Source organism: Xanthobacter tagetidis, from assembly GCF_003667445.1.
GTDB classification, from domain to species: domain Bacteria; phylum Pseudomonadota; class Alphaproteobacteria; order Rhizobiales; family Xanthobacteraceae; genus Xanthobacter; species Xanthobacter tagetidis.
In genome coordinates, this window is the sequence record NZ_RCTF01000001.1 from 490,162 (window position 1) to 508,860 (window position 18,699).

Consider the following 18,699-nt stretch of genomic DNA (forward strand, 5'->3'; position numbering starts at 1 on the left):
CCGCCACGGCTGCGTTTCCTTCCGAAAGCGCAGCGCATGACGCGCACGCATTCCGAGGCGCGGACGAAGACGTCCGTGCCGCCGAACGGAGGCTTGCCGTGACCGATCCGTTGTCCGCCGGACCCTCGCCCGCCGAGCAGGCCCGCGCCCAGAAGGCGCAGGCCGACCGCGAGCTGGACCAGGCCCTGGAGCAGAGCTTCCCGGCCAGCGATCCGCCCTCTCCCGTGCGCGACCCGTCCGTCGAACAGGCCGCCAATGCCGAGGCGGACGCCGCCGCACGCCAGGAGGCCAAGCGCCGGTCGAAGCAGCTGGACGAGGCGCTGGAGGAGAGCTTCCCCGCCAGCGATGCGCCCGCCGCCACCCAGCCCTATGGCGGGGAAACGCCCAAGACCTGACCGCGGGCACTCCGCTCACGGCCGCGGCTTCTGGGGCCGCGGGCGTCCCGGCCCGTCCTCGGGTGCGGGAATGAACTCGTCATGGTCCATGGGGATCAAGTCGAAACGGCCGCGCCGCCAGGCGTCCTTCGCCTGGTCGATGCGGTCGAGGTCGGACGCGACGAAATTCCACCAGATATAGCGCGGCCCCTCCATGGGCTCGCCGCCCAGCACCATCACCCGCGCCGGCTCCAGAGCCGTGACGGAGGTGGCGACGCCGCGCCGGATCACCAGCATCTGGCCCGGCGGGAATTCCGTGCCGTCCACCTCCACGGCGCCGCCCAAGGTGAACAGCGCACGATCCTCATGGGTCGGATCGATCGGCAGCCGCGCGCCGGCGGCGAGCTGCGCCTCCACATAGAAGGAGGGCGATGAGAGCGGCACCGGCGAGGTGGCGCCGAACGCCGTTCCCAGGACCACGCGGGCGCGCACGCCGGCGTCTTCCACCACCGGCAGCGCCTCGGTGCCCGAATGGTGGAAGGCGGGCGCGCATTCCTCGTCGCCCTTCGGCAGCGCCACCCAGCTCTGGATGCCGAACAGCGGGCCGCCGCGCGCCTTCACGGTGGCGTCGTGGCGCTCGGAATGGACGATGCCGCGCCCGGCGGTCATGAGGTTCACCGCGCCCGGCTCGATCACCCGCTCGGTGCCGAGGCTGTCGCGGTGGATCATCGCGCCCTCGAACAGATAGGTCACGGTCGACAGGCCGATATGGGGGTGCGGGCGCACGTCCTGCGCCTGGGCCGCATCGAAGCGCACCGGCCCCATGCGGTCGAAGAAGATGAAGGGGCCGATCATCTGCCCCTCGACGGAGGGCAGCACGCGCGCCACCTCCATGCCGCCGATGTCGCGGGCGCGGGGCACGATCACGGTCTCAACCGCGGCACAGCTCGCGGCATCGCCGGGCACGGGATCGGGGCAGGGCACGAAGCTCAAGGGGGCCTCCTCGCGGCGTTGGGCGGCTTGAGCCTACCGTGATCCGCGGCCGGGCGCCTCCTCCGCCGCATCACCATGTGGACATCGGGCGACGCGCGCTGGGCGCCCGCTCCCCTCCCGGCAGAGCCTCAATGGGCGCGGGAGAGGCAGAAATCCACGGCTTCCATCAGCGCGTCCTTGGCCGCGCTCGGCGGGAACAGGGCGAGCGCGTCCTTGGCGATGGCGCCGTAGTGGCGCGCGCGCTCAATGGTGTCGGAGAGCGCGCGGTGCTTGGTGAGCAGGCCGATCGCCTGGGCGAGGTGCGCGTCCGTGACCTCGCCGGTCTCCAGGCATTTCTGCCAGAAGGCGCGCTCCGGCCCGTCGCCGCGGCGGAAGGCGAGCAGCACGGGCAGCGTGATCTTGCCCTCGCGGAAGTCGTCGCCCACGTTCTTGCCGAGCTTGGCCTGGCTGCCGCCATAGTCGAGCGCGTCGTCCACGAGCTGGAAGGCGATGCCGAGATTCATGCCGTAGGAGCGGCAGGCGCCGAGTTCGGTCTTCGTGCGCTGGCCGAGCACCGCCCCCACCTCGCAGGCGGCGGCGAACAGCTCGGCCGTCTTGCCGCGCACCACGGCGAGGTAGTCGTCCTCGGAGGTGGCGGTGTTCTTGGCGGCGGCGAGTTGCATCACCTCGCCCTCGGCGATCACGCACGCCGCGTTGGACAGGATGTCCAGGCACTGCATGGAGCCGACCTCGACCATCATCTTGAACGCCTGGCCGAGCAGGAAGTCGCCCACCAGGACGCTGGCCTCGTTGCCCCAGAGCTTGCGCGCGGCGAGCTTGCCGCGGCGCATGTCGCTCTCGTCCACCACGTCGTCGTGCAGCAGCGTCGCGGTGTGCATGAACTCCACCGCGGCGGCGAGCTTCACATGGCCCTCGCCGCGATAGTCGCACAAGGCGGCGCAGGCGAGCGTGAGCATCGGCCGCAGCCGCTTGCCGCCGGACGAGATGAGGTGGTTCGCCACCTCCGGGATCATGGCGACGTCGGAGCCGGTGCGCGACAGGATGGTCGCGTTGACGCGGTTCATGTCCGCGGACACAAGGCGCACCAGAGCCTCGATGGACGGCTCGTTGGGCTCGAACGGTAGGACGAGGGCCAAAATGCGCTCCCGCTTGAGTTTATCGGAGCCGGATGCTTTTGGACGCCATCGCGGAGCGATATCGTCCAGAAGCCGGGTCCGTCTCCATTCGATCGTTGCCGCACCATAGGGATGCCGGGGGGTTGGGTGCAAGCGGCGCACCGCCGCAAGGCCCGGCACGGACCGGCGAAGAGGAGCTCATGAAGGAACTGGCGCGGACCAACGACGTGGTGCTGCTCGGGGCGATGGAGGCGCTTCTGGTGGCCGCCGACATCGGCCACATGGTGGCGGACGCCCATATCAGCGCGCTCGAAGGCTCCATCGGCATCCTGCCGCGCCGCCTCCTGGTGGTCGACGACGACGTCCCGCGCGCCCGGCGCCTGCTCACCGATGCCGGCTGGGCCTATGCGCTGCTGGATGCAGGCTGACGCCGCCATGGCCAAGCCGTCGCCCGGCGCAACCACCTGCGACAGCGTGCTCGGCGGCCGCCTGACGCTGACGCAGCCGAAGGCCGGCCACCGGGTGGGCCACGACGCGGTCCTGCTCGCCGCCGCCGCCCCCGCCGGTGCGCGGGGCATGGTGGACCTGGGCGCGGGCGTCGGCGCGGCCGGGCTGTCATTCCTCGCCCGCTGCCCGCAGGCACTGGGCGTGCTGGTGGAGATCGATCCCGCTCTGGCGGAGCTGGCGCGCGCCAATGCCCAAGCGAACGGCATGGCCGGCCGCTGCCGGGCGGTGGCGGCGGACGTGCTGGCGCTGGGGCGCCGCGCGGGACCCGCCGAAGTGGCGGCCGGGGCGGCCGACCTCGTGCTCATGAACCCGCCCTACAATGCCCGCGCCGCCCACAACGTGTCGCCCCAGAGCGGGCGGGCGCTCGCGCATGACGCTGGGGAAGGCCTGCTGGAGGACTGGATCAAGAGCGCCCACCGCTGCCTTGCGCCCGGAGGCACGCTGTGCCTGATCCACCGGCCGCAGGCGCTGGAGGAGATTCTTGCCGCGCTGTCCGGCCGGTTCGGGGCGGCGGAGCTGATCCCACTCTTTCCGGCGCCGGGCGCGCCCGCAGGCCGGCTGATCGTGCGGGCGCTCAAGGGCCGGCGCACGCCGCCGGCGCTGCTGCCCGGCCTCGTGCTCGCGGGAGCGGACGGCGCCCCGAGCCCCGCAGCGGAGGCGATCTTGCGGGCAGCTCAGCCGCTCGCCTGAGCCGGCGACGGGGGGATGGCGCAGCATCATACCGCAGGCCATTGACCTCCCGTTAACCCTACTCCCGCGGCAGGACGGCATAAGCCTTTGAAAAGACGTGACCACCGCGTATGCCGGGCGGGCAGCCGCCGCTTTGGCCCGTGCGTCTTTTCTGCGCACACTGTCTTAACCAGCGGCATTGAAATATAAAGGGCCTGACCGCAAAGACGGGAACGTGCCGCTTCGGGGGCCGTTGCCAGTGTCAAGCGATCTCGCGTCGAACAGCCGGAGTAGCGTAATGGAGAGCCCGCGCGTCTATGTCTACCAATTCGCCACCGGAGCCCAGTGGGCTGCGGGGGACAGCGTGGAGGCCTATCTGCGCCACCTTCTGGACGTGGATTTTCTTCAGGGCCTGCGGGCGGACCGCCTCGCAGCGGTGAGCGCCTTCCTCGACGAGGCCTTCCAGCTGGCCCACACTTTGGGCTGGAGCGGACGGGCGCGCGAGATGCCGCAGATGTTCTCGCTGCCGGGCATGCCGGCGGACGAGGCCGTCTACATGGTCGCCTGGGAGCAGGATGACGGCGTCGCCTACATCGCCTCGCCCTATCCGCTGCCGTGGCTCGACGCCAAGGCGACCCGCACCACCGATTCCTCGCGCGCCATTCCGGTGGACGACGAGGAGCGCGATCTGCGCCCCGCCGCGGCGCCGGAGCCCGTGGCACTGCGCGCCGAGCCGGCCGCCGAGGAGGCGGACCCGCTGGAAGCCTTCGCCGACTTCGTGCGGCGCGAGGAGACCACCATCCGCCTGCGCGAGGCCGCCCCGCCGGCCGAGGAAGAGCGCGAGGCCGGCCGCCGCTTCTTCTGAGGCGGCACAAAAGCGCGCTCCGCCCGGGAGCGCGCCCCGACCCGCATCCGCAATCTGAAGGGCCTTTCGAAGGCCCTTCAGGACGTGCGCGTCACGGACGCCAGCCCGGAGGCGGCGTACCGTTGCGCTCGATGGCGTCGACGATTTCCCGCTGGCGCCGGTCGCTGCGCTTCATGTGCACCGCGATCACCGCATGGGCCGACGGCACCAGGAAGAACAGCGGGAAGATCAGGCCGAGCAGGATGCACGGCACGATGATGACCAGGTTCACCAGCGCCGAGATGGGCTGCCCGTTCACCAGAAGGCCGAGCGGCGGAAGCAGAGCGGCGAGAATGTAGACCATAGCGCGTAAAGCCCCTCCTTCGAGGCCCGATCTGCATATGGGCCCGCCGCGCCCGCACGCAAGGGAGGGGGCTTTTCCCGCCATGGCGGGAAAAGCCCCGCAGCACGATCCCCTCCTGTCGTGGCACCCCTCCGCAGCCCATCTCCCCTCGCCGCCGTCATGCTTCGAGCGGAGCAGCCACGCCACGTCCTGGCCTTGCGCCGGCCGCAGGATGGGCCCTCCGATCAAGTCGGAGGGCGACGGCGGGGAAACGGGCGCGGCGGGGAAGCAGCGACGGCGGGGGACGGCGGGGAGAAGCGGCAGCGGTGGCGCAAGAGAGCCGGCGGCCATACCCCTAAACCGCCGTCATGCCCCGGCACGTCCGGGGCATCCACTGTGCCGCCGGCGGGCGTCCAAGTGTGAAGCGCCAGACCGGTCGCCGCGTGGATCCCCCGGACGAGCCGGCGGATGACGGGGGTGAAAGATCGGGAGGACGCTGAAAGCCCTCAAAGCCGTCATGGTCGCGCTCGACCGGAGCGTCCCCGCGCCACGCCGGCCGCCGGATGGGCCCTCCGATCAAGTCGGAGGGCGACGGTGGGAGAGAGGCGACGGCGGACCAGCGTGAGCGTGGCCGCGTTCACCTCGGCGCGATGCCTGCGGCGCCCTCTTCTACGCGCGCGGGCAATGGCCTAAGGATGGCCGGCCCGATGGGAACCACCATGGCCCGCCTCCCCCGCCTGTCTCTGCCGCCGCATCTGCTGATCCCGCTCATCGTCGCCTGCGCCCTGTTCATGGAGCAGGTGGACGCGACGGTGATCGCCACCTCGCTGCCCGCCATCGCCGCCGACCTCAACGAGGACCCGGTGGCGCTGAAGCTGGCGCTGACCTCCTATCTCCTGTCGCTCGCGGTGTTCATCCCGGCGAGCGGCTGGGCAGCGGACCGCTACGGCGCGCGCACCGTGTTCCGCTCCGCCATCGTCATCTTCACGCTCGGCTCGATCCTGTGCGGGCTCTCCTCCTCGCTGCTCGACTTCGTGCTCTACCGCATCGTCCAGGGCCTCGGCGGGGCCATGATGGTGCCGGTCGGGCGGCTCGTGATCCTGCGCGCGGTGCCCAAGAGCGAGCTGGTCGCCTCGCTCGCCTGGCTCACCATCCCGGCGCTGCTCGGGCCGGTGTTCGGCCCGCCGCTGGGCGGCTTCATCACCACCTATTTCGACTGGCGGCTGATCTTCTTCATCAACGTGCCGATCGGTGTGCTCGGCGTGTTCCTCGCCACCCGCTTCATCGAGAACGTGCGCGAGGAGGACGTGCCGCCGCTGGACCTCAAGGGCCTCGTGCTCTCGGGCGTGGGCCTCGCCGGCCTCGTGTTCGGCTTCGCGGTGATGGGCCAGCATTTGGTGCCCGCCTGGATCGCCGGCGTGGTGTCGAGCGTCGGCTTCGCGAGCCTGGTGCTCTACTGGTTCCACGCGCGGGTGACGCCGCACGCGGTGATCGACCTCAAGCTGCTGCGCTACCCCACCTTCCGCGCCGGCGTGGTGGGCGCGAGCTTCTTCCGGGTCGGCATCGGCGCCATGCCGTTCTTGCTGCCGCTGATGTTCCAGCTCGCCTTCGGGCTCTCGGCCTTCGCCTCGGGCATGCTCACCTTCACCGCCTCGGCGGGCGCCATGGTGATGAAGTTCACCGCCGCGCCGATCCTGCGGCGGCTCGGTTTCAAGCGGGTGCTGGTGGTGAACTCCCTGCTGTGCGCCGGCTTCATCGCGGTGAACGCGCTGTTCACGCCCGGGACGCCGCACTGGGTCATCATGAGCGTGCTGCTGCTGGGCGGCTTCCTGCGCTCGCTGGAATTCACCGCCCTGAACGCGCTCACCTATGCCGACGTGGAGACGGAGGAGATGAGCCGCGCCACCTCGTTCGCGAGCGTCGCGCAGCAGGTCTCGCTCTCCATGGGCGTCGCGCTCTCGGGCTTCGTGCTAGAGCTGATGCGCGGCGCGCGCGGGGAAAAGGCGGTGACGCTCGACGACTTCACCATGGCGTTCCTGGTGGTGGCCTGCGTGAGCGCGGTGAGCTTCGTGTTCTTCGTGGTGCTGCCGAAGGACGCCGGCGCCTCGCTCTCGGCCAAGAAGCCGGACCTGCCGGATCCGCGCGCCGAGGTGCCGAACACGCCGTGAGGCTCACGCCTCGTCCGGCTCCGCCGCCGGCGCGCCCCGGAAGCCGGTCGCCAGAACATACAGCTCCGCCGAATCGGCGCGGCTCGCGGCCGGCTTGATGTGCTTCACCTGGGCGAAGTCGCGCTTGAGGTCGGCGAGCAGCTCCCCCTCCGTTCCGCCCTGGAACACCTTGGCGAGGAAGGCTCCGCCCGGCGCCAGGACCTTGCGGGCGAAATCGGCGGCCAGCTCCACCAGGCCGACGATGCGCAGATGGTCGGTCTTCCTGTGGCCGGTGGTGTTGGCCGCCATGTCGGACAGAACGAGGTCGGCCGGCCCGTCCATCAGCTTGAGCAGGCGCTCGGGCGCGTCGTCGGCGAGGAAGTCCATCTGCTGGAAGATCACGCCCGGGATCGGGTCGATCTCCAGGAGGTCGATGGCGACGATGCGGCCCTGGCCCTCTTCGAGGCCGATCTTCTTCGCCGCCACCTGGCTCCAGCCGCCGGGCGCGGCGCCGAGATCGACGATGCGCAGGCCGCGCTTCAAAAGCCGCGCCTTCTCGTCGATCTCGATCAGCTTGAACGCCGCGCGCGAACGCCAGCCCTCGCGCTTCGCGCGGGCGACGTAGGGATCGTTGAGCTGGCGCTGCAGCCATTTCTGCGAGGAGGTGGTGCGGCTGCGGGCGTTCTTCACCCGCACCTTGAGCGGCCGTCCGTCCGGCCCGCGCGTCTCGCCGCTCACGAGCAGGCGTCCTGCGGCTCGGCTTCGGGCCGGCCGGCGCGGCGCCACACGCCGTCGGCGCGCATGAGCTGCACCAGCATGCCCTCGCGCAGGCCGCGGTCGGCGACGCGCAGCCGCTCGGCCGGGAACATCTCGCGCACCGCCTCCATGATGGCGCAGCCGGCCAGAACCAGGTCCGCCCGCTGGGCGCCGATGCAGGGATTGGAGACGCGTTCCTCGAAGCTCATGCCCATCAGGCGGTCCACCACCTCGCAGATGTCGCTGGCGCCGAGCCAGGCGCCGTCGACCCGGGTGCGGTCGTAGCGCGACAGGCCGAGATGGATGCCGGCCACCGTCGTCACCGTGCCGGAGGTGCCGATGAGGTGCATGCGGTTGGGCGCCCGCACGCCCCAGCTCTGGCGCACGCCCTCCAGCATGGCGCACACCTCGTCCACCATGGCGCGGAACATCTCGCAGGAGACGCTCACGCCGCCATGGCGCTCGGACAGCGAGACCACGCCCACCGGCAGCGACACCCAGGAGCGGATGCGCGCGCGCGGCGGGCCGTCGTCGCCCGCCGAGCGCCGGCTCAGCCACACCACCTCGGTGGAGCCGCCGCCGATGTCGAACAGCACGGCGCCGTCGCAATGGGGGTCCACCAGCGGCGCGCAGCCGGCGGCGGCGAGCCCGGCCTCGGTGCGGCGGTCCACCACCTCCAGCCGCAGGCCGGTGCGGGCTTCGACCCGGTCGAGGAATTCGTCGCCGTTCTCGGCCGCCCGGCACGCCTCGGTGGCGATGATGCGGGCGCGGGCGACGCCGCGCGCCACCATCTTGCCGGCGCAGATGTCGAGCGCCCCGATGGCGCGTTCCATGGCGGCGGGGCTGAGGCGGCGGGTGCTGGACAGGCCTTCGCCGAGCCGCACGATGCGCGAGAAGGCATCCACCACGCGGAAGCTGCGCGGGGTGGGGCGCGCCACCAGCAGGCGGCAATTGTTGGTGCCGAGGTCGATGGCGGCATAGGGACCCGCCGGCGCGGCCGAGCGGACCGGTTCAGGGCGCGTCTCATCGGGGTGGGTGGAATCGGTGGGGGTGGAAGCAGCGCGCATCAGGTCGCTGCGCACAAGGGAGTCGCTGCGCACAAGGGAGTCGCCGCGCACCGCGGCGGGACGCGCCCCTTCGCCCGTGCGGCCGCGCTCGTCGGGCGCCTGCCCGCGATCGATGCGACCGCTCTCATCAAGCCCGCGCTCCGCTGGAGCGCGATCCCGGCCGAACCCCTCGCGGCAAGACGGCTCCGGCCCCGCGAGGGATCCGTGCGCCTCGTCCTTCATTCTCGTCCCCTTGCCACGGCTGCCGCTGCTGCCAGTCCGGCGCAGCGGTGCCGCCTGCGTTGGGGGCAGTCTAACAGCCTGTGGCGGCGGCGCAACGTCGCGGGGAAATTGCGCCCGGATCGGAGCGCGCCTACCGCAGCGCCAGCCGGTAGGTCTGCGGAAACGGCGTGCCGCCCATGTCCACCGGCCCGAGGGGGCGGGCGGCGGCGCGCTTCAGCACGCTCTTGACGATCTCCGGGATCATCGCCGCGCCCACATAGCGGCCGAGGCACTCGTGGTGCCCGAAGCCGAAATGGAGATAGGTATGGCTCGCCCGGTCCGGGCGGAAGGCGTCCGGCTCCTCGACGAAGTCGGGGTCGAACATGGCGGAAAGGCTCAAGGGCAGCACGCTGGTGCCCTTGCCGATCACCTTCTCGCGCGCCGTGCCCTTGGCGATCGTCACGGTCTCGGCCGCGTGGCGGAACATGAAGGCGACGATGGGCGAGAAGCGCAGCGCCTCCCAGACATAGCCCGCCACCAGCGCGTCGTCGTCCGCCTGCGCCGCCGCGCGGGCACCGGCGAGCGCGTCCGGCCGTGCGAACAGCTCGGCGAGCGCGTTCACCACCGCCTCGGCGGTGGTCTCGATGGCGCCGATCAGCAGCCCGCCCACATTGATGACCACCCGGTCCATGCCGAAATGATCCGCCGCCGGCAGGTTCAAGGAGAGGATGCGGGTGAGCATGTCGTCGGGCGCGGTGCCGGCCTTGATCTCGGCGAGGCGCGCCGGGATGAGGACCGCGAACAGGGCGCGCAGCTTCACCCGCGCTGCCTCCGCCGCCTGGTGGATGGCGTCGGCGTCGGGGCGCCCGTCGAACGGCAGGTTGTTGAACTGGTCCATCTGGTTGGCATAGGACCAGTCGAGCAGGTCCTGGTCCGGCCCGTTGATGCCGAAATAGCGCTGGACGATGCGCATGGGCACGAAGCGGGCGAGCTGGGACACCACCTCGATCTCGCAGCCCGCCGCCTCCAGCGCGGCTTCCGACACCTCGCGGACCATCTCCCGCACGCGCGGCAGGTCGCCCCAGGCGAGGATCGAGCGCATCACCGCCTTGTCGCGATAATTGATCTCGGTCTCGTCCAAGGCGAGCATGAACTCGCCCATCTTCGGCTTGTAGAGGTCCACCGTGAACACACGCGGCATGGAGAGCACCTCCATCACGTCCGCGCGCCGGGAAATCAGCGTCACCTCGCAGGTTTCGTAGAGCGGCGCATGGGCGCGCAGCTCGGCGAAGAAGGCGCGCGGCTCGCTGGCGATGAGGTCGCGGGCGAGCGGCCAGCGCTGCGCGGGCGGCAGCGCGGCGAGCCGGTCGAGAATGGGCGTCGGCGTCGTCTTGGGCGGCACGGCCGTCTCGGCGCACGCGGTCATCGCGGTCCCTCCAGGATCTTTAGATATTCGATGATGGCGTACCGGTCCTGCGGCTTCAGCCGCGGCTCCGGGAACGGATGGCCGGCATTGGAATTGCCCGGCAGAGCCGTGTCGAAGCGGAACGCCTTCGCCTTCTCGGCGGCGCTCAGCTCGTCTTCGCCGGAGACGAAGCCGAGCTTCTTCGCGTCGTAGCGCGTCGCGCCGACATAGAAGGCCTTGGGCCGCTCGTCCTCGGGCGAGAGCAGGTCATAGACCGTTGGCACCGAGCCGTTGTGCAGGAACGGGCCGGTGGCCCAGATGCCGGCCAGCGGGCCGGCCTTGTAGGCGAGCGGCGCGCTCCAGCCGGCCTGCGGCTTGTCGGAGCCGGGGGCGAAGCGCCAGCCGTAATAGGCCTTGCGCGCATCCCCGGTGATGCCGCGGGCGCGCAGGTCGTTCTCCACCATGGCATTGACGGTGAGCAGCAGGATGCCGCCCGCCGGCACCTTCGGCGCGCCGCCGAAGGCGGGGGCGAGCATGCCGGTCTCGGCGGTGCGGCCGGCGAAGTTGGTGAGCATCTTCGGGTCGGTCTTCACCACGTCCTGCGGCACCATGGTGACCGCGAGCCAGCGCCGGCCGCCCTCGGTCTCCTCCGGGGCGGTCAGGCGATACTCGGGGCCGCCATGGCAGCCGGCGCAGTGGGTCTTGAACAGCTCCGCGCCGGTGGCCGCGAGCATGGGATCGACCGGGCCGAGCAGGTTCTGCGGGAAGGGCGGCGGCTTCAGCGTCGCCACCCAGTCCTCCAGCTGCTTGAGGTTGTCGATCAGCGCCGCCGAGGAGAAGGCCGCGACGTTGCCGCCGGCGAGGTTCGCGTGGCCGAACACGCCCAGCACCTCGCCCAGATTGCGGCCGATCGGATTGCCGGCGACCCCGTTCCACTGCACGTAGCGCTGGGCCGGCGTGGTCCACAGGAAGGGATAGCTCACCGGCGCGTCGGGGATGCGGAAGTTGGCGTCCTGCTGCAGCGCCTCGGCCGCCACCGCATTGAGGATGTGGCCGAACGCGTCGAGCCGCCCGCGGCCATAGGGGTGGGGCGTATAGGCCGCGGCCTCGATGCGCCTGAGCTCGGTGGCGGTGGCTTCCAGCAGCGGGCGCACCGCCTGCGGCACCTCCTTCAGCCGCGCGGCGAAGCGGGCGAACTTCACGGGGTCTGCGAGCGTCGCGTCGAGCGCCTTGGAGAGGCGCGTCATCAGCATCTGGAAGTCGCCGAGCGCCGCGCCGCCGTCGATCCACACCCGCGCGCCGGCAAGCGTCACCTCGCCGGTGTGGCAGGCGGCGCAGGTGAGGCCCACCATGGGGCCGGTCGGCCCGCCCGGCGCGGGGTCCTTTGCGAAGCCCACCGGAAGCCGGTCGGGATTGCGCACCGAGGCGGCGGGCGCCGGCAGGAAGCCCATGGCGGCGATGTGCCGGTCGTCGAGGAACAGCGCCTCCCGGCCCGGCTGCTCCAGCGCCAGCAGGAAGGCGTAGGGCAGCAGCCGGGAGCCCTGGGGCGTGTAGTAGAACGCCTCGCGCATCTCGCCCGACCAGCCCTGGTCGAGGAAGGTCGGCGGCAGGAGCGCCGTCTGCTCGTCCGGCGGCTGGGGCGCGGGCGGCGGCGCCGGCCGCGTGAGATAGAGTTCCAAGCCGGCCACCACGGCGCCGACGAACAGGATGACGGCGATCACGCCGAAGATCCGCCTGGCCATTGTCGTTCTTCCCCCAAGCGCGCCGGGCGCGCCCACCCTGTTCCGTCCGGAGCCCGCACGACGGGCCCCGCCCCCTTCCGTGCGCCGCCCCCCGAGCGCCGCCGCGGACCATGGATAGTGCACGCCCGCGACGGGCGTGTTGCGCAGGCGCGGCCGGCGGCCGCCCGCCTCACGCCAGCGTCAAGTCGAGGCTCTCGCGCAGGCGCGCCACCAGTTCGCCCTGGCGCCGGGTGTCGGTCTTCTCGTAGAGCGCCTTGAGCTGGCTGCGCACCGTGGACATGGCGACGCCGCGCTGCTCGGCGAAGTCGGCGAGCGAGGCGCCCACCGCCAGCGCCGCCGCCAGCGCCGCCTCGGCGGGCGTCAGCGAGAAGGTGGTGGCGAGGCGCCGCGCCGCATCCGCCGCGCCGCGGCCGGGCGCGCGCACCACCACGGCGATCTGCGAGCGCAGGGTGAGGTTCACCTTGCCCTGCACCTGCGGCAGAGGGTGCAGCGAGACCCGGTAGGGCGCCTCGTCCGGGTCCGCGCGCGCCACCTCCAGGTGGTCGGCATGGGGCAGGTCCGCCTCGCCCCGGCGCGCGGCCAGCGCCTGCGCCACCGATTGCCCGAGCTGGCGCGTGGCGCGGGCGTCGCGCAGCACGAGCTTGCCGGAGCGGATGGCGATCTCGCCGCCCTTGAGCATGGCCTCCCCGGCGCGGTTCACATGGGCGATGCGCAGGTCCGCGTCGGCGAGGAAGATGCCGGCGTCGACGATGTCGAGCGCGGCGCCGATGTCGTCCACCTTGGCCTTCGCCTCGTCGAGGATGGCGTAGTATTCGAACGCCCGCCGCAAATGCGGCACGACGAGGCCGAGCTTCTGCTTCTCCGGCCCGCCGAACGGCCCCTTGGCGCGCCCGCGCATGGCGCAGATGGTGGCCATCACGTCCGCCTCCTGCGCGAAGTAGGAGACGAGCGAATGCTCGATGTCCATGGGCTCCACCACCTCGCGGAACAGCGCCGAGGCGCGGAACTGGTCGGCGTCGACCCCGTCCTCGCCGCAGATCACCCGGCCGGGATTGGAGAGGATGTAGGACAGACGCGGGTCCTCGGTCGCGTGGCGATAGAGGAAGGTGCGGTAGGCCAGATGGTCGTAGCCCCAGACGCGCCAGGTGGGCTTGCGCTGCTGCTTCAGGCTGTACACCGCAAGCTGGCCGACGCGCCCGTCGACGAAGCGCGTGACGCCTTCCAGCAGGATGCCCCATTGGCCGGGGTCCACGCTGTATTCGTAGACGTCGTTGAGAAGACGGGAATATTCGTCGAGATCGCTCATGACCGCCCCTTGCTGGCGCGCCCCGGAGCCCGCTCTCCGGAACGCTTCATGGTCGAACGCAGAACTATCACAATCCAAGGATGCAAACACGCTCGCCGACCACCCCGCAGCCGGAAGAGCGCGACGCAATGGGCCGGCGGAGGATGCCGCCTGGGCGTTCATTGCGCAACGCTCGCCAAGGTGGCGGGCCGCCAGAGGCCGGTCATCCCCCATATGCATGATGCCGCCGGTACCGCCCCCGTGCTCGCTTGGCCCCGCCGCGCGATGGCGCCCGTTTCAAGGTGGCGCCCCCCGGCGGAGACGGCGATGACGGTGATGACGAGGCGGGAGACCATGGACCGCGACCCCCTGCGGCCAACCATCAAGGACACCATCGGCGACCGGGTGCGCTCGCTGGCGCTGGAGGCGGGGGCGCGGCCGCGCGCGCAGGGCTTCGGCCGCCTGTTCCCGCAGCTCGTGGCGCCGCGGCACCGGCTGCCCGAGGGGCCGCGCACGCTCGACGCCCTGCTCGACCTCGCCGAGACCATGGCCGAGGGCGAGGAGATCCACCGCGAGCCGCGGCGCAAGTGCGCGGGCGACGGCGACCTGCCCGCGGCCTACACCTATCTGACCGAGTTCGTGCTCAACGACCTCGTGTGGCAGCGCCGCTCCGCCGCGCCGCCGGCGCGCCCTTCGGAGAGCGCGCCGCTGGAGAGCCTGGACCTGCTGGTCAACCGGCGGGCGGGCGTGCTGGAGCTCGAAAGCGTCTACGACGCCCCGCGCGACCCGCAGGACGTGCGGCGCATGCTGCTCGGCCAGGTGGCGCCGGCGCCGGCGGGCCAGGCGCGGCCGCCGCGCAAGGGCGCCGCGAACGACCTGCCGCGCCACCCGCGCAGCCTCGATCCCGGCCGCGACCGGATCGCCCGCGCCGGCGATCCGCGCAGCGATGCCATGCTGGTGCTGAGCCAGCTCCATGTGGCGTTCCTCAAGGCGCACAACCGCCTGGTGCGCGACGGCCTCGGCTTCCAGGAGGCGCGGCTTGCCTTGCGCGAGCGCTACCGCTGGATGGTGATGAACGACCTCCTGCCGCGCCTGTGCGATCCGCAGGCGCTGGAGGAGGCGCGCGGCCGTGCCGGCGCCGGGTCGCCGGGCGCGGTGCCGGCGGAGTTCGCCGCCGCCTTCGTGCTCGCGCCCGCCATGGCGCGGCCGAGCTACGACTACAATGCCGGCTACCGCAACGTGGAGCGCGGCGCGCTGGCGACGCGCCTGGTGCTCGGCGCCGCCGGGCGCGGCTCCGACGCCTTGCCGGAGCACTGGATCATCGCCTGGGAGGGTTTCCTGCCGCTGGAGGGCCTCGCGCCGCAGCGGGCCCGCGCCATCAACACCCGCATCGCCGGTGCCGAGAGCACGGCGAGCACGCTGGCGCGGCGGCATCTGCTGGAGGGCTACCGGCTCGGCCTGCCCACCGGGCAGGCGGTGGCGGCCCATCTGGGGCTGACGCCGCTCGCCGGGGAGCGGCTGCTCGCCGCCCTGCCCGAGAGCCAGCGCGGCGCGGCCGCCCCGTTCGCGCAGGCGACGCCCCTGTGGTTCTACGTGCTGGCGGAAGCCGGCGATCCGGAGGGGCCGGCGGGCGCGCGGCTCGGCCCGGTGGGCAGCCGCATCGTCGCCGCGACCTTGTATGGCCTCCTGGGCGCGCAGCCGCAGGCCGCGGGCGCGCCGGGCCGGCCGTTCGACCATTTCACCCTGAGCGACCTGATCCTGCTGGCCGAGGAGGAGGACCTCCTCGCCCTCTGAACGCCGCGCCTATCCGGCCGCCTGCGGCGGGCCGTAGGTCAAGGCGAGGATGGTGATGTCGTCGAACTGCGCCGCGCCCTGGGCGAAGCCTTCCACCTCGTCGAGGATGTGATCGACGAAGGCGGTGCCGGCCTTCAGCCGCGCCGCCTCGGCGACGGCGCTCAGCCGGTCCTCGCCGAACGGATTGTCGGCGGGGTCGGCGGCATCCGGCAGGCCGTCCGTGAACAGGAACAGGCGGTCGCCCGGCGCGAGGTGGATGCGCTGGGCGGCAAACCGCGCGCGGTCGAGGATGCCCACCGCCATGCCCACCGGCGGCAGGATCTCGGTGGTCCCGTCCCGCCGCAGCAGCATCACGTCCAGATGGCCGCAATTGCAGTAGTCGAGCGTGCCGTCGTCGAGGTTCAGGACCGCGCTGAACAGGGTGACGAACATGCTCTCGCTGTTGGTGGCGCAGAGCAGCTCGTTGACGATGCCGATGGCGGCGGCAAGGTCGCTCTCCCGCCGCAGCACGTAGCGCAGGGCGGTCTGGGTCGCGCTCATGAACAGCGCCGCCGGCACGCCCTTGCCCGAGACGTCGCCGACACTCATCACCAGCCGGCCGTCGGGCAGCAGGAACATGTCGTAGAAGTCGCCGCCCACCTCCTTGGCGGGCCGCATGCAGGCCTGGATCTCGCCCTTGTGGCGCAGGTCGGCCGGGGTGAGCGGCTCGGGCAGCATGGCGCGCTGGATCGCGGTGGCGCTCTCCATCTCGCGCCGGTGCGCCTGGCGCACCATGATCTCCTCGGCGAGGCGCCGGAACGAGGCGGCGAAATTGGCAAGCTCCGGCAGCGGGTTGCGCAGGTCGTCCAAGAGCCGCATGTCGAAGTCGTGGCGCTCCAGCGCGTTGAGCGCCGTGGAATAGAAGCCCACCGCCCGGTTGAACGTCTCAAGCCGCCCGCCGATCTGCTTCAGCGCCGCCTCCAGGAACGGCGGATGGGCGCGGCCGGCCTCCTTCAAGGCGTGGGCGCAGATGCGCACCGCGCGGATCGCGCTCACCGCCTGCACGTGCGCGGTGCGCGGCACGCCGGTGAAGGCGGCGACCTCGCCCACCACCGCGGGGCCGGGAACGTCGGCGAGGTGGACGTCGCCATACAGCGTGTCGATGAAGACGTGCGCCGTGCCCTCCAGCAGCAGCAGCGCGAAATCGCTGGTCTCGCCGCGGCGGATCAGGAATTCGCCCGGCGCGAAGCTGGCGAGGGCGCCGCCGGCGACGAGGTCGGCGAGGGCGTCGACGGGCAGCGTGCCCAGGATCGGGTGGCCGCCGACGAGGGCGGCGACGCGGCGCGCGTCCGCCGGCGGAAGGCGCGGCGGCACGCTGTCCCCGGGCGGTGGAAGGTCCGATGGGTGCGTCATACCTGCGTGCTTACCGTGCCCCGGCGCCCGCCGCCAGGGGCGCCGACATTGATCTCCGGGCGTTTGTGTGTATTTTGCGCCGCAACACTTCCCCCATCGAAGCGGGCCCGAGCACGTCGGACCCGCGTTTTTGTGCTGGACGGCCCATGAAGCTGCGCAACATCGCCATTATCGCCCACGTCGACCACGGCAAGACCACGCTGGTGGACGAGCTGCTCAAGCAGTCGGGCTCCTACCGCGAGAACCAGCGGGTGGCCGAGCGCGTGATGGATTCCAACGACCTGGAAAAGGAGCGCGGCATCACCATCCTCGCCAAGGCCACCTCGGTGGTCTGGAAGGACACGCGCATCAACATCGTCGACACTCCCGGCCACGCCGACTTCGGCGGCGAGGTGGAGCGCATCCTGAACATGGTGGACGGCGCCATCGTGCTGGTGGACGCCGCCGAGGGGCCGATGCCGCAGACCAAGTTCGTGGTCGGCAAGGCGCTCAAGATCGGCCTCAAGCCCATCGTCGCCATCAACAAGGTGGACCGCTCGGACGCCCGCGCCAGCGAGGTCATCAACGAGGTGTTCGACCTGTTCGCGGCGCTCGACGCCACCGACGAGCAGCTCGACTTCCCGATCCTCTACGGCTCCGGCCGCAACGGCTGGATGGCCGAGAGCCCGGAAGGCCCCTCCGACCAGGGCATGGCGCCCCTGTTCGACCTGGTGCTCAAGCATGTGCCCGAGCCCACCGTGGACGACGGCCCGTTCCGCATGATCGGCACCCTGCTGGAAGCCAACCCCTTCCTCGGCCGCATGATCACCGGCCGCATCACCTCCGGCTCCATCAAGCCGAACCAGCCCATCAAGGTGCTGGCGCAGGACGGCTCGCTGGTCGAGCAGGGCCGGGTCTCCAAGATCCTCGCCTTCCGCGGCATCGAGCGCCAGCCGATCGAGGAGGGCGTGCAGGGCGACATCGTCGCCATCGCCGGCCTCTCCAAGGGCACGGTGGCCGACACCTTCTGCGCGCTCGACGTGACCGAGCCCATGGCGGCCCAGCCGATCGATCCGCCCACCGTCACCATGACCTTCATCGTCAATGACAGTCCGCTCGCCGGCACCGAGGGCGACAAGGTGACGAGCCGCGTCATCCGCGACCGCCTCTTGCGCGAGGCGGAAGGCAACGTGGCGCTCAAGATCGAGGAATCCACCGAGAAGGATTCGTTCTTCGTCTCCGGCCGCGGCGAGCTGCAGCTCGCGGTGCTGATCGAGACCATGCGCCGCGAGGGCTTCGAGCTGGCCGTGTCGCGCCCGCGCGTGGTGTTCCAGAAGGACGAGGCCACCGGCGCCGTGCTGGAGCCGATCGAAGAAGTCCTCATCGACGTGGACGAGGAATATTCCGGCACCGTGGTGCAGAAGATGAGCGAGCGCCGCGCCGAGATGGTGGAGATGCGCCCCTCCGGCGGCAACCGCCAGCGCCTCGTGTTCTACGCCCCCACGCGCGGCCTCATCGGCTACCAGTCGGAACTGCTCACCGACACCCGCGGCACCGCCATCATGAACCGGCTGTTCCACGCCTACGCCCCCCACAAGGGCGAGATCGCCGGCCGCATCAACGGCGTGCTGATCGCCAACGAGCCGGGCGAGGCGGTGGCCTATGCGCTGTGGAACCTGGAAGACCGCGGCCCGATGATCATCGAGCCGGGCTGGAAGGTGTATCAGGGCATGCTGGTGGGCATCCACAACCGGGACAACGACCTGGAAGTGAACGTGCTCAAGGGCAAGAAGCTCACCAACATCCGCACCACCTCCAAGGACGAGGCGGTGCGCCTCACCCCGCCGATCCGCATGACGCTGGAGCGCGCTCTGGCCTGGATCCAGGACGACGAGCTGGTGGAGGTGACGCCCAAGTCCATCCGCCTGCGCAAGCGCTTCCTCGACCCGAACGAGCGCAAGCGCAACGAGCGCAAGAGCGTCAGCGAGATGGCCTGAGGGCCAGCGGCCGGCCGGCGTTTGCGCCGGCCGTGCTCCATCGTTTCGCACTCTTGCGGGCCGGCCTTACGGAGCACCAGCCTTGACCG

General features: G+C 71.5%; 16 protein-coding genes. 7 read left to right on the forward strand and 9 right to left on the reverse strand.

The window, feature by feature from the left end; all coding sequences use genetic code 11:
• Window positions 1-98: 98 nt before the first annotated feature.
• Window positions 99-395, forward strand: coding sequence for a hypothetical protein (locus tag D9R14_RS02285; protein ID WP_121621654.1), 297 nt, complete (start codon window positions 99-101; stop codon window positions 393-395).
• Between the two features lie 15 nt (window positions 396-410).
• Here D9R14_RS02285 and D9R14_RS02290 read toward each other — a convergent pair whose 3' ends face one another.
• Complete coding sequence (locus D9R14_RS02290) at window positions 411-1,367, reverse strand: pirin family protein (protein ID WP_245420487.1); 957 nt, start codon at window positions 1,365-1,367, stop codon at window positions 411-413.
• Between the two features lie 128 nt (window positions 1,368-1,495).
• A complete protein-coding gene (locus D9R14_RS02295) occupies window positions 1,496-2,503 on the reverse strand; it encodes a polyprenyl synthetase family protein (RefSeq protein ID WP_121621655.1) in 1,008 nt (335 codons plus the stop codon).
• 179 nt (window positions 2,504-2,682) lie between these two features.
• On the opposite strand from D9R14_RS02295, the gene D9R14_RS02300 reads away from it, so the two are divergent.
• The 3 genes from D9R14_RS02300 (at window position 2,683) to D9R14_RS02310 (ending at window position 4,523) form a co-directional block, all read left to right on the forward strand.
• Window positions 2,683-2,910 (forward strand): putative signal transducing protein, encoded by a 228-nt coding sequence (locus D9R14_RS02300; protein WP_121621656.1) that lies wholly within the window; start codon window positions 2,683-2,685, stop codon window positions 2,908-2,910.
• 7 nt (window positions 2,911-2,917) lie between these two features.
• Window positions 2,918-3,679, forward strand: a complete 762-nt coding sequence (locus D9R14_RS02305) for a tRNA1(Val) (adenine(37)-N6)-methyltransferase (protein ID WP_184759595.1) — start codon at window positions 2,918-2,920, stop codon at window positions 3,677-3,679.
• 277 nt (window positions 3,680-3,956) lie between these two features.
• Complete coding sequence (locus D9R14_RS02310) at window positions 3,957-4,523, forward strand: hypothetical protein (RefSeq protein ID WP_121621658.1); 567 nt, start codon at window positions 3,957-3,959, stop codon at window positions 4,521-4,523.
• 91 nt (window positions 4,524-4,614) lie between these two features.
• Here D9R14_RS02310 and D9R14_RS02315 read toward each other — a convergent pair whose 3' ends face one another.
• On the reverse strand, window positions 4,615-4,866 hold the full coding sequence (locus D9R14_RS02315; protein WP_121621659.1) for a hypothetical protein: 252 nt from the start codon (window positions 4,864-4,866) through the stop codon (window positions 4,615-4,617).
• Window positions 4,867-5,564: 698 nt separating this feature from the next.
• On the opposite strand from D9R14_RS02315, the gene D9R14_RS02320 reads away from it, so the two are divergent.
• A complete protein-coding gene (locus tag D9R14_RS02320) occupies window positions 5,565-7,013 on the forward strand; it encodes an MFS transporter (protein WP_121621803.1) in 1,449 nt (482 codons plus the stop codon).
• A 3-nt stretch (window positions 7,014-7,016) separates the two neighbouring features.
• Here the strand turns inward: D9R14_RS02320 and D9R14_RS02325 are convergent, their stop codons facing one another.
• The 5 genes from D9R14_RS02325 to D9R14_RS02345 form a co-directional block, all read right to left on the reverse strand.
• Window positions 7,017-7,730, reverse strand: a complete 714-nt coding sequence (locus D9R14_RS02325) for an RlmE family RNA methyltransferase (RefSeq protein WP_121621804.1) — start codon at window positions 7,728-7,730, stop codon at window positions 7,017-7,019.
• A complete protein-coding gene (locus D9R14_RS02330) occupies window positions 7,727-8,815 on the reverse strand; it encodes a Ppx/GppA phosphatase family protein (RefSeq protein ID WP_394010072.1) in 1,089 nt (362 codons plus the stop codon). The genes D9R14_RS02325 and D9R14_RS02330 overlap by 4 nt, the downstream gene beginning before the upstream one ends.
• A 352-nt stretch (window positions 8,816-9,167) precedes the next feature.
• Window positions 9,168-10,442 (reverse strand): cytochrome P450, encoded by a 1,275-nt coding sequence (locus tag D9R14_RS02335; protein ID WP_121621661.1) that lies wholly within the window; start codon window positions 10,440-10,442, stop codon window positions 9,168-9,170.
• Entirely contained in the window at window positions 10,439-12,163 is a 1,725-nt protein-coding gene (locus D9R14_RS02340) for a di-heme-cytochrome C peroxidase (RefSeq protein ID WP_121621662.1), read from the reverse strand. The genes D9R14_RS02335 and D9R14_RS02340 overlap by 4 nt, the downstream gene beginning before the upstream one ends.
• 169 nt (window positions 12,164-12,332) lie before the next feature.
• Window positions 12,333-13,469: a helix-turn-helix transcriptional regulator gene (locus D9R14_RS02345; protein ID WP_121621663.1), complete on the reverse strand. Its 1,137-nt coding sequence runs from the start codon at window positions 13,467-13,469 to the stop codon at window positions 12,333-12,335.
• A gap of 306 nt (window positions 13,470-13,775) precedes the next feature.
• Here D9R14_RS02345 and D9R14_RS02350 point away from each other — a divergent pair, with 306 nt between their 5' ends.
• Window positions 13,776-15,242: a peroxidase family protein gene (locus tag D9R14_RS02350; RefSeq protein WP_121621664.1), complete on the forward strand. Its 1,467-nt coding sequence runs from the start codon at window positions 13,776-13,778 to the stop codon at window positions 15,240-15,242.
• Window positions 15,243-15,251: 9 nt separating this feature from the next.
• Here D9R14_RS02350 and D9R14_RS02355 read toward each other — a convergent pair whose 3' ends face one another.
• Window positions 15,252-16,595 carry a PP2C family protein-serine/threonine phosphatase gene (locus D9R14_RS02355; protein ID WP_170168452.1) on the reverse strand — a complete coding sequence of 448 codons (1,344 nt, stop codon included), beginning with the start codon at window positions 16,593-16,595 and terminating at the stop codon, window positions 15,252-15,254.
• Between the two features lie 185 nt (window positions 16,596-16,780).
• Between D9R14_RS02355 and typA the strand changes: the two genes are divergently transcribed.
• On the forward strand, window positions 16,781-18,610 hold the full coding sequence (gene typA / locus D9R14_RS02360) for a translational GTPase TypA (protein WP_121621666.1): 1,830 nt from the start codon (window positions 16,781-16,783) through the stop codon (window positions 18,608-18,610).
• The last annotated feature ends 89 nt before the right edge of the window (window positions 18,611-18,699 follow it).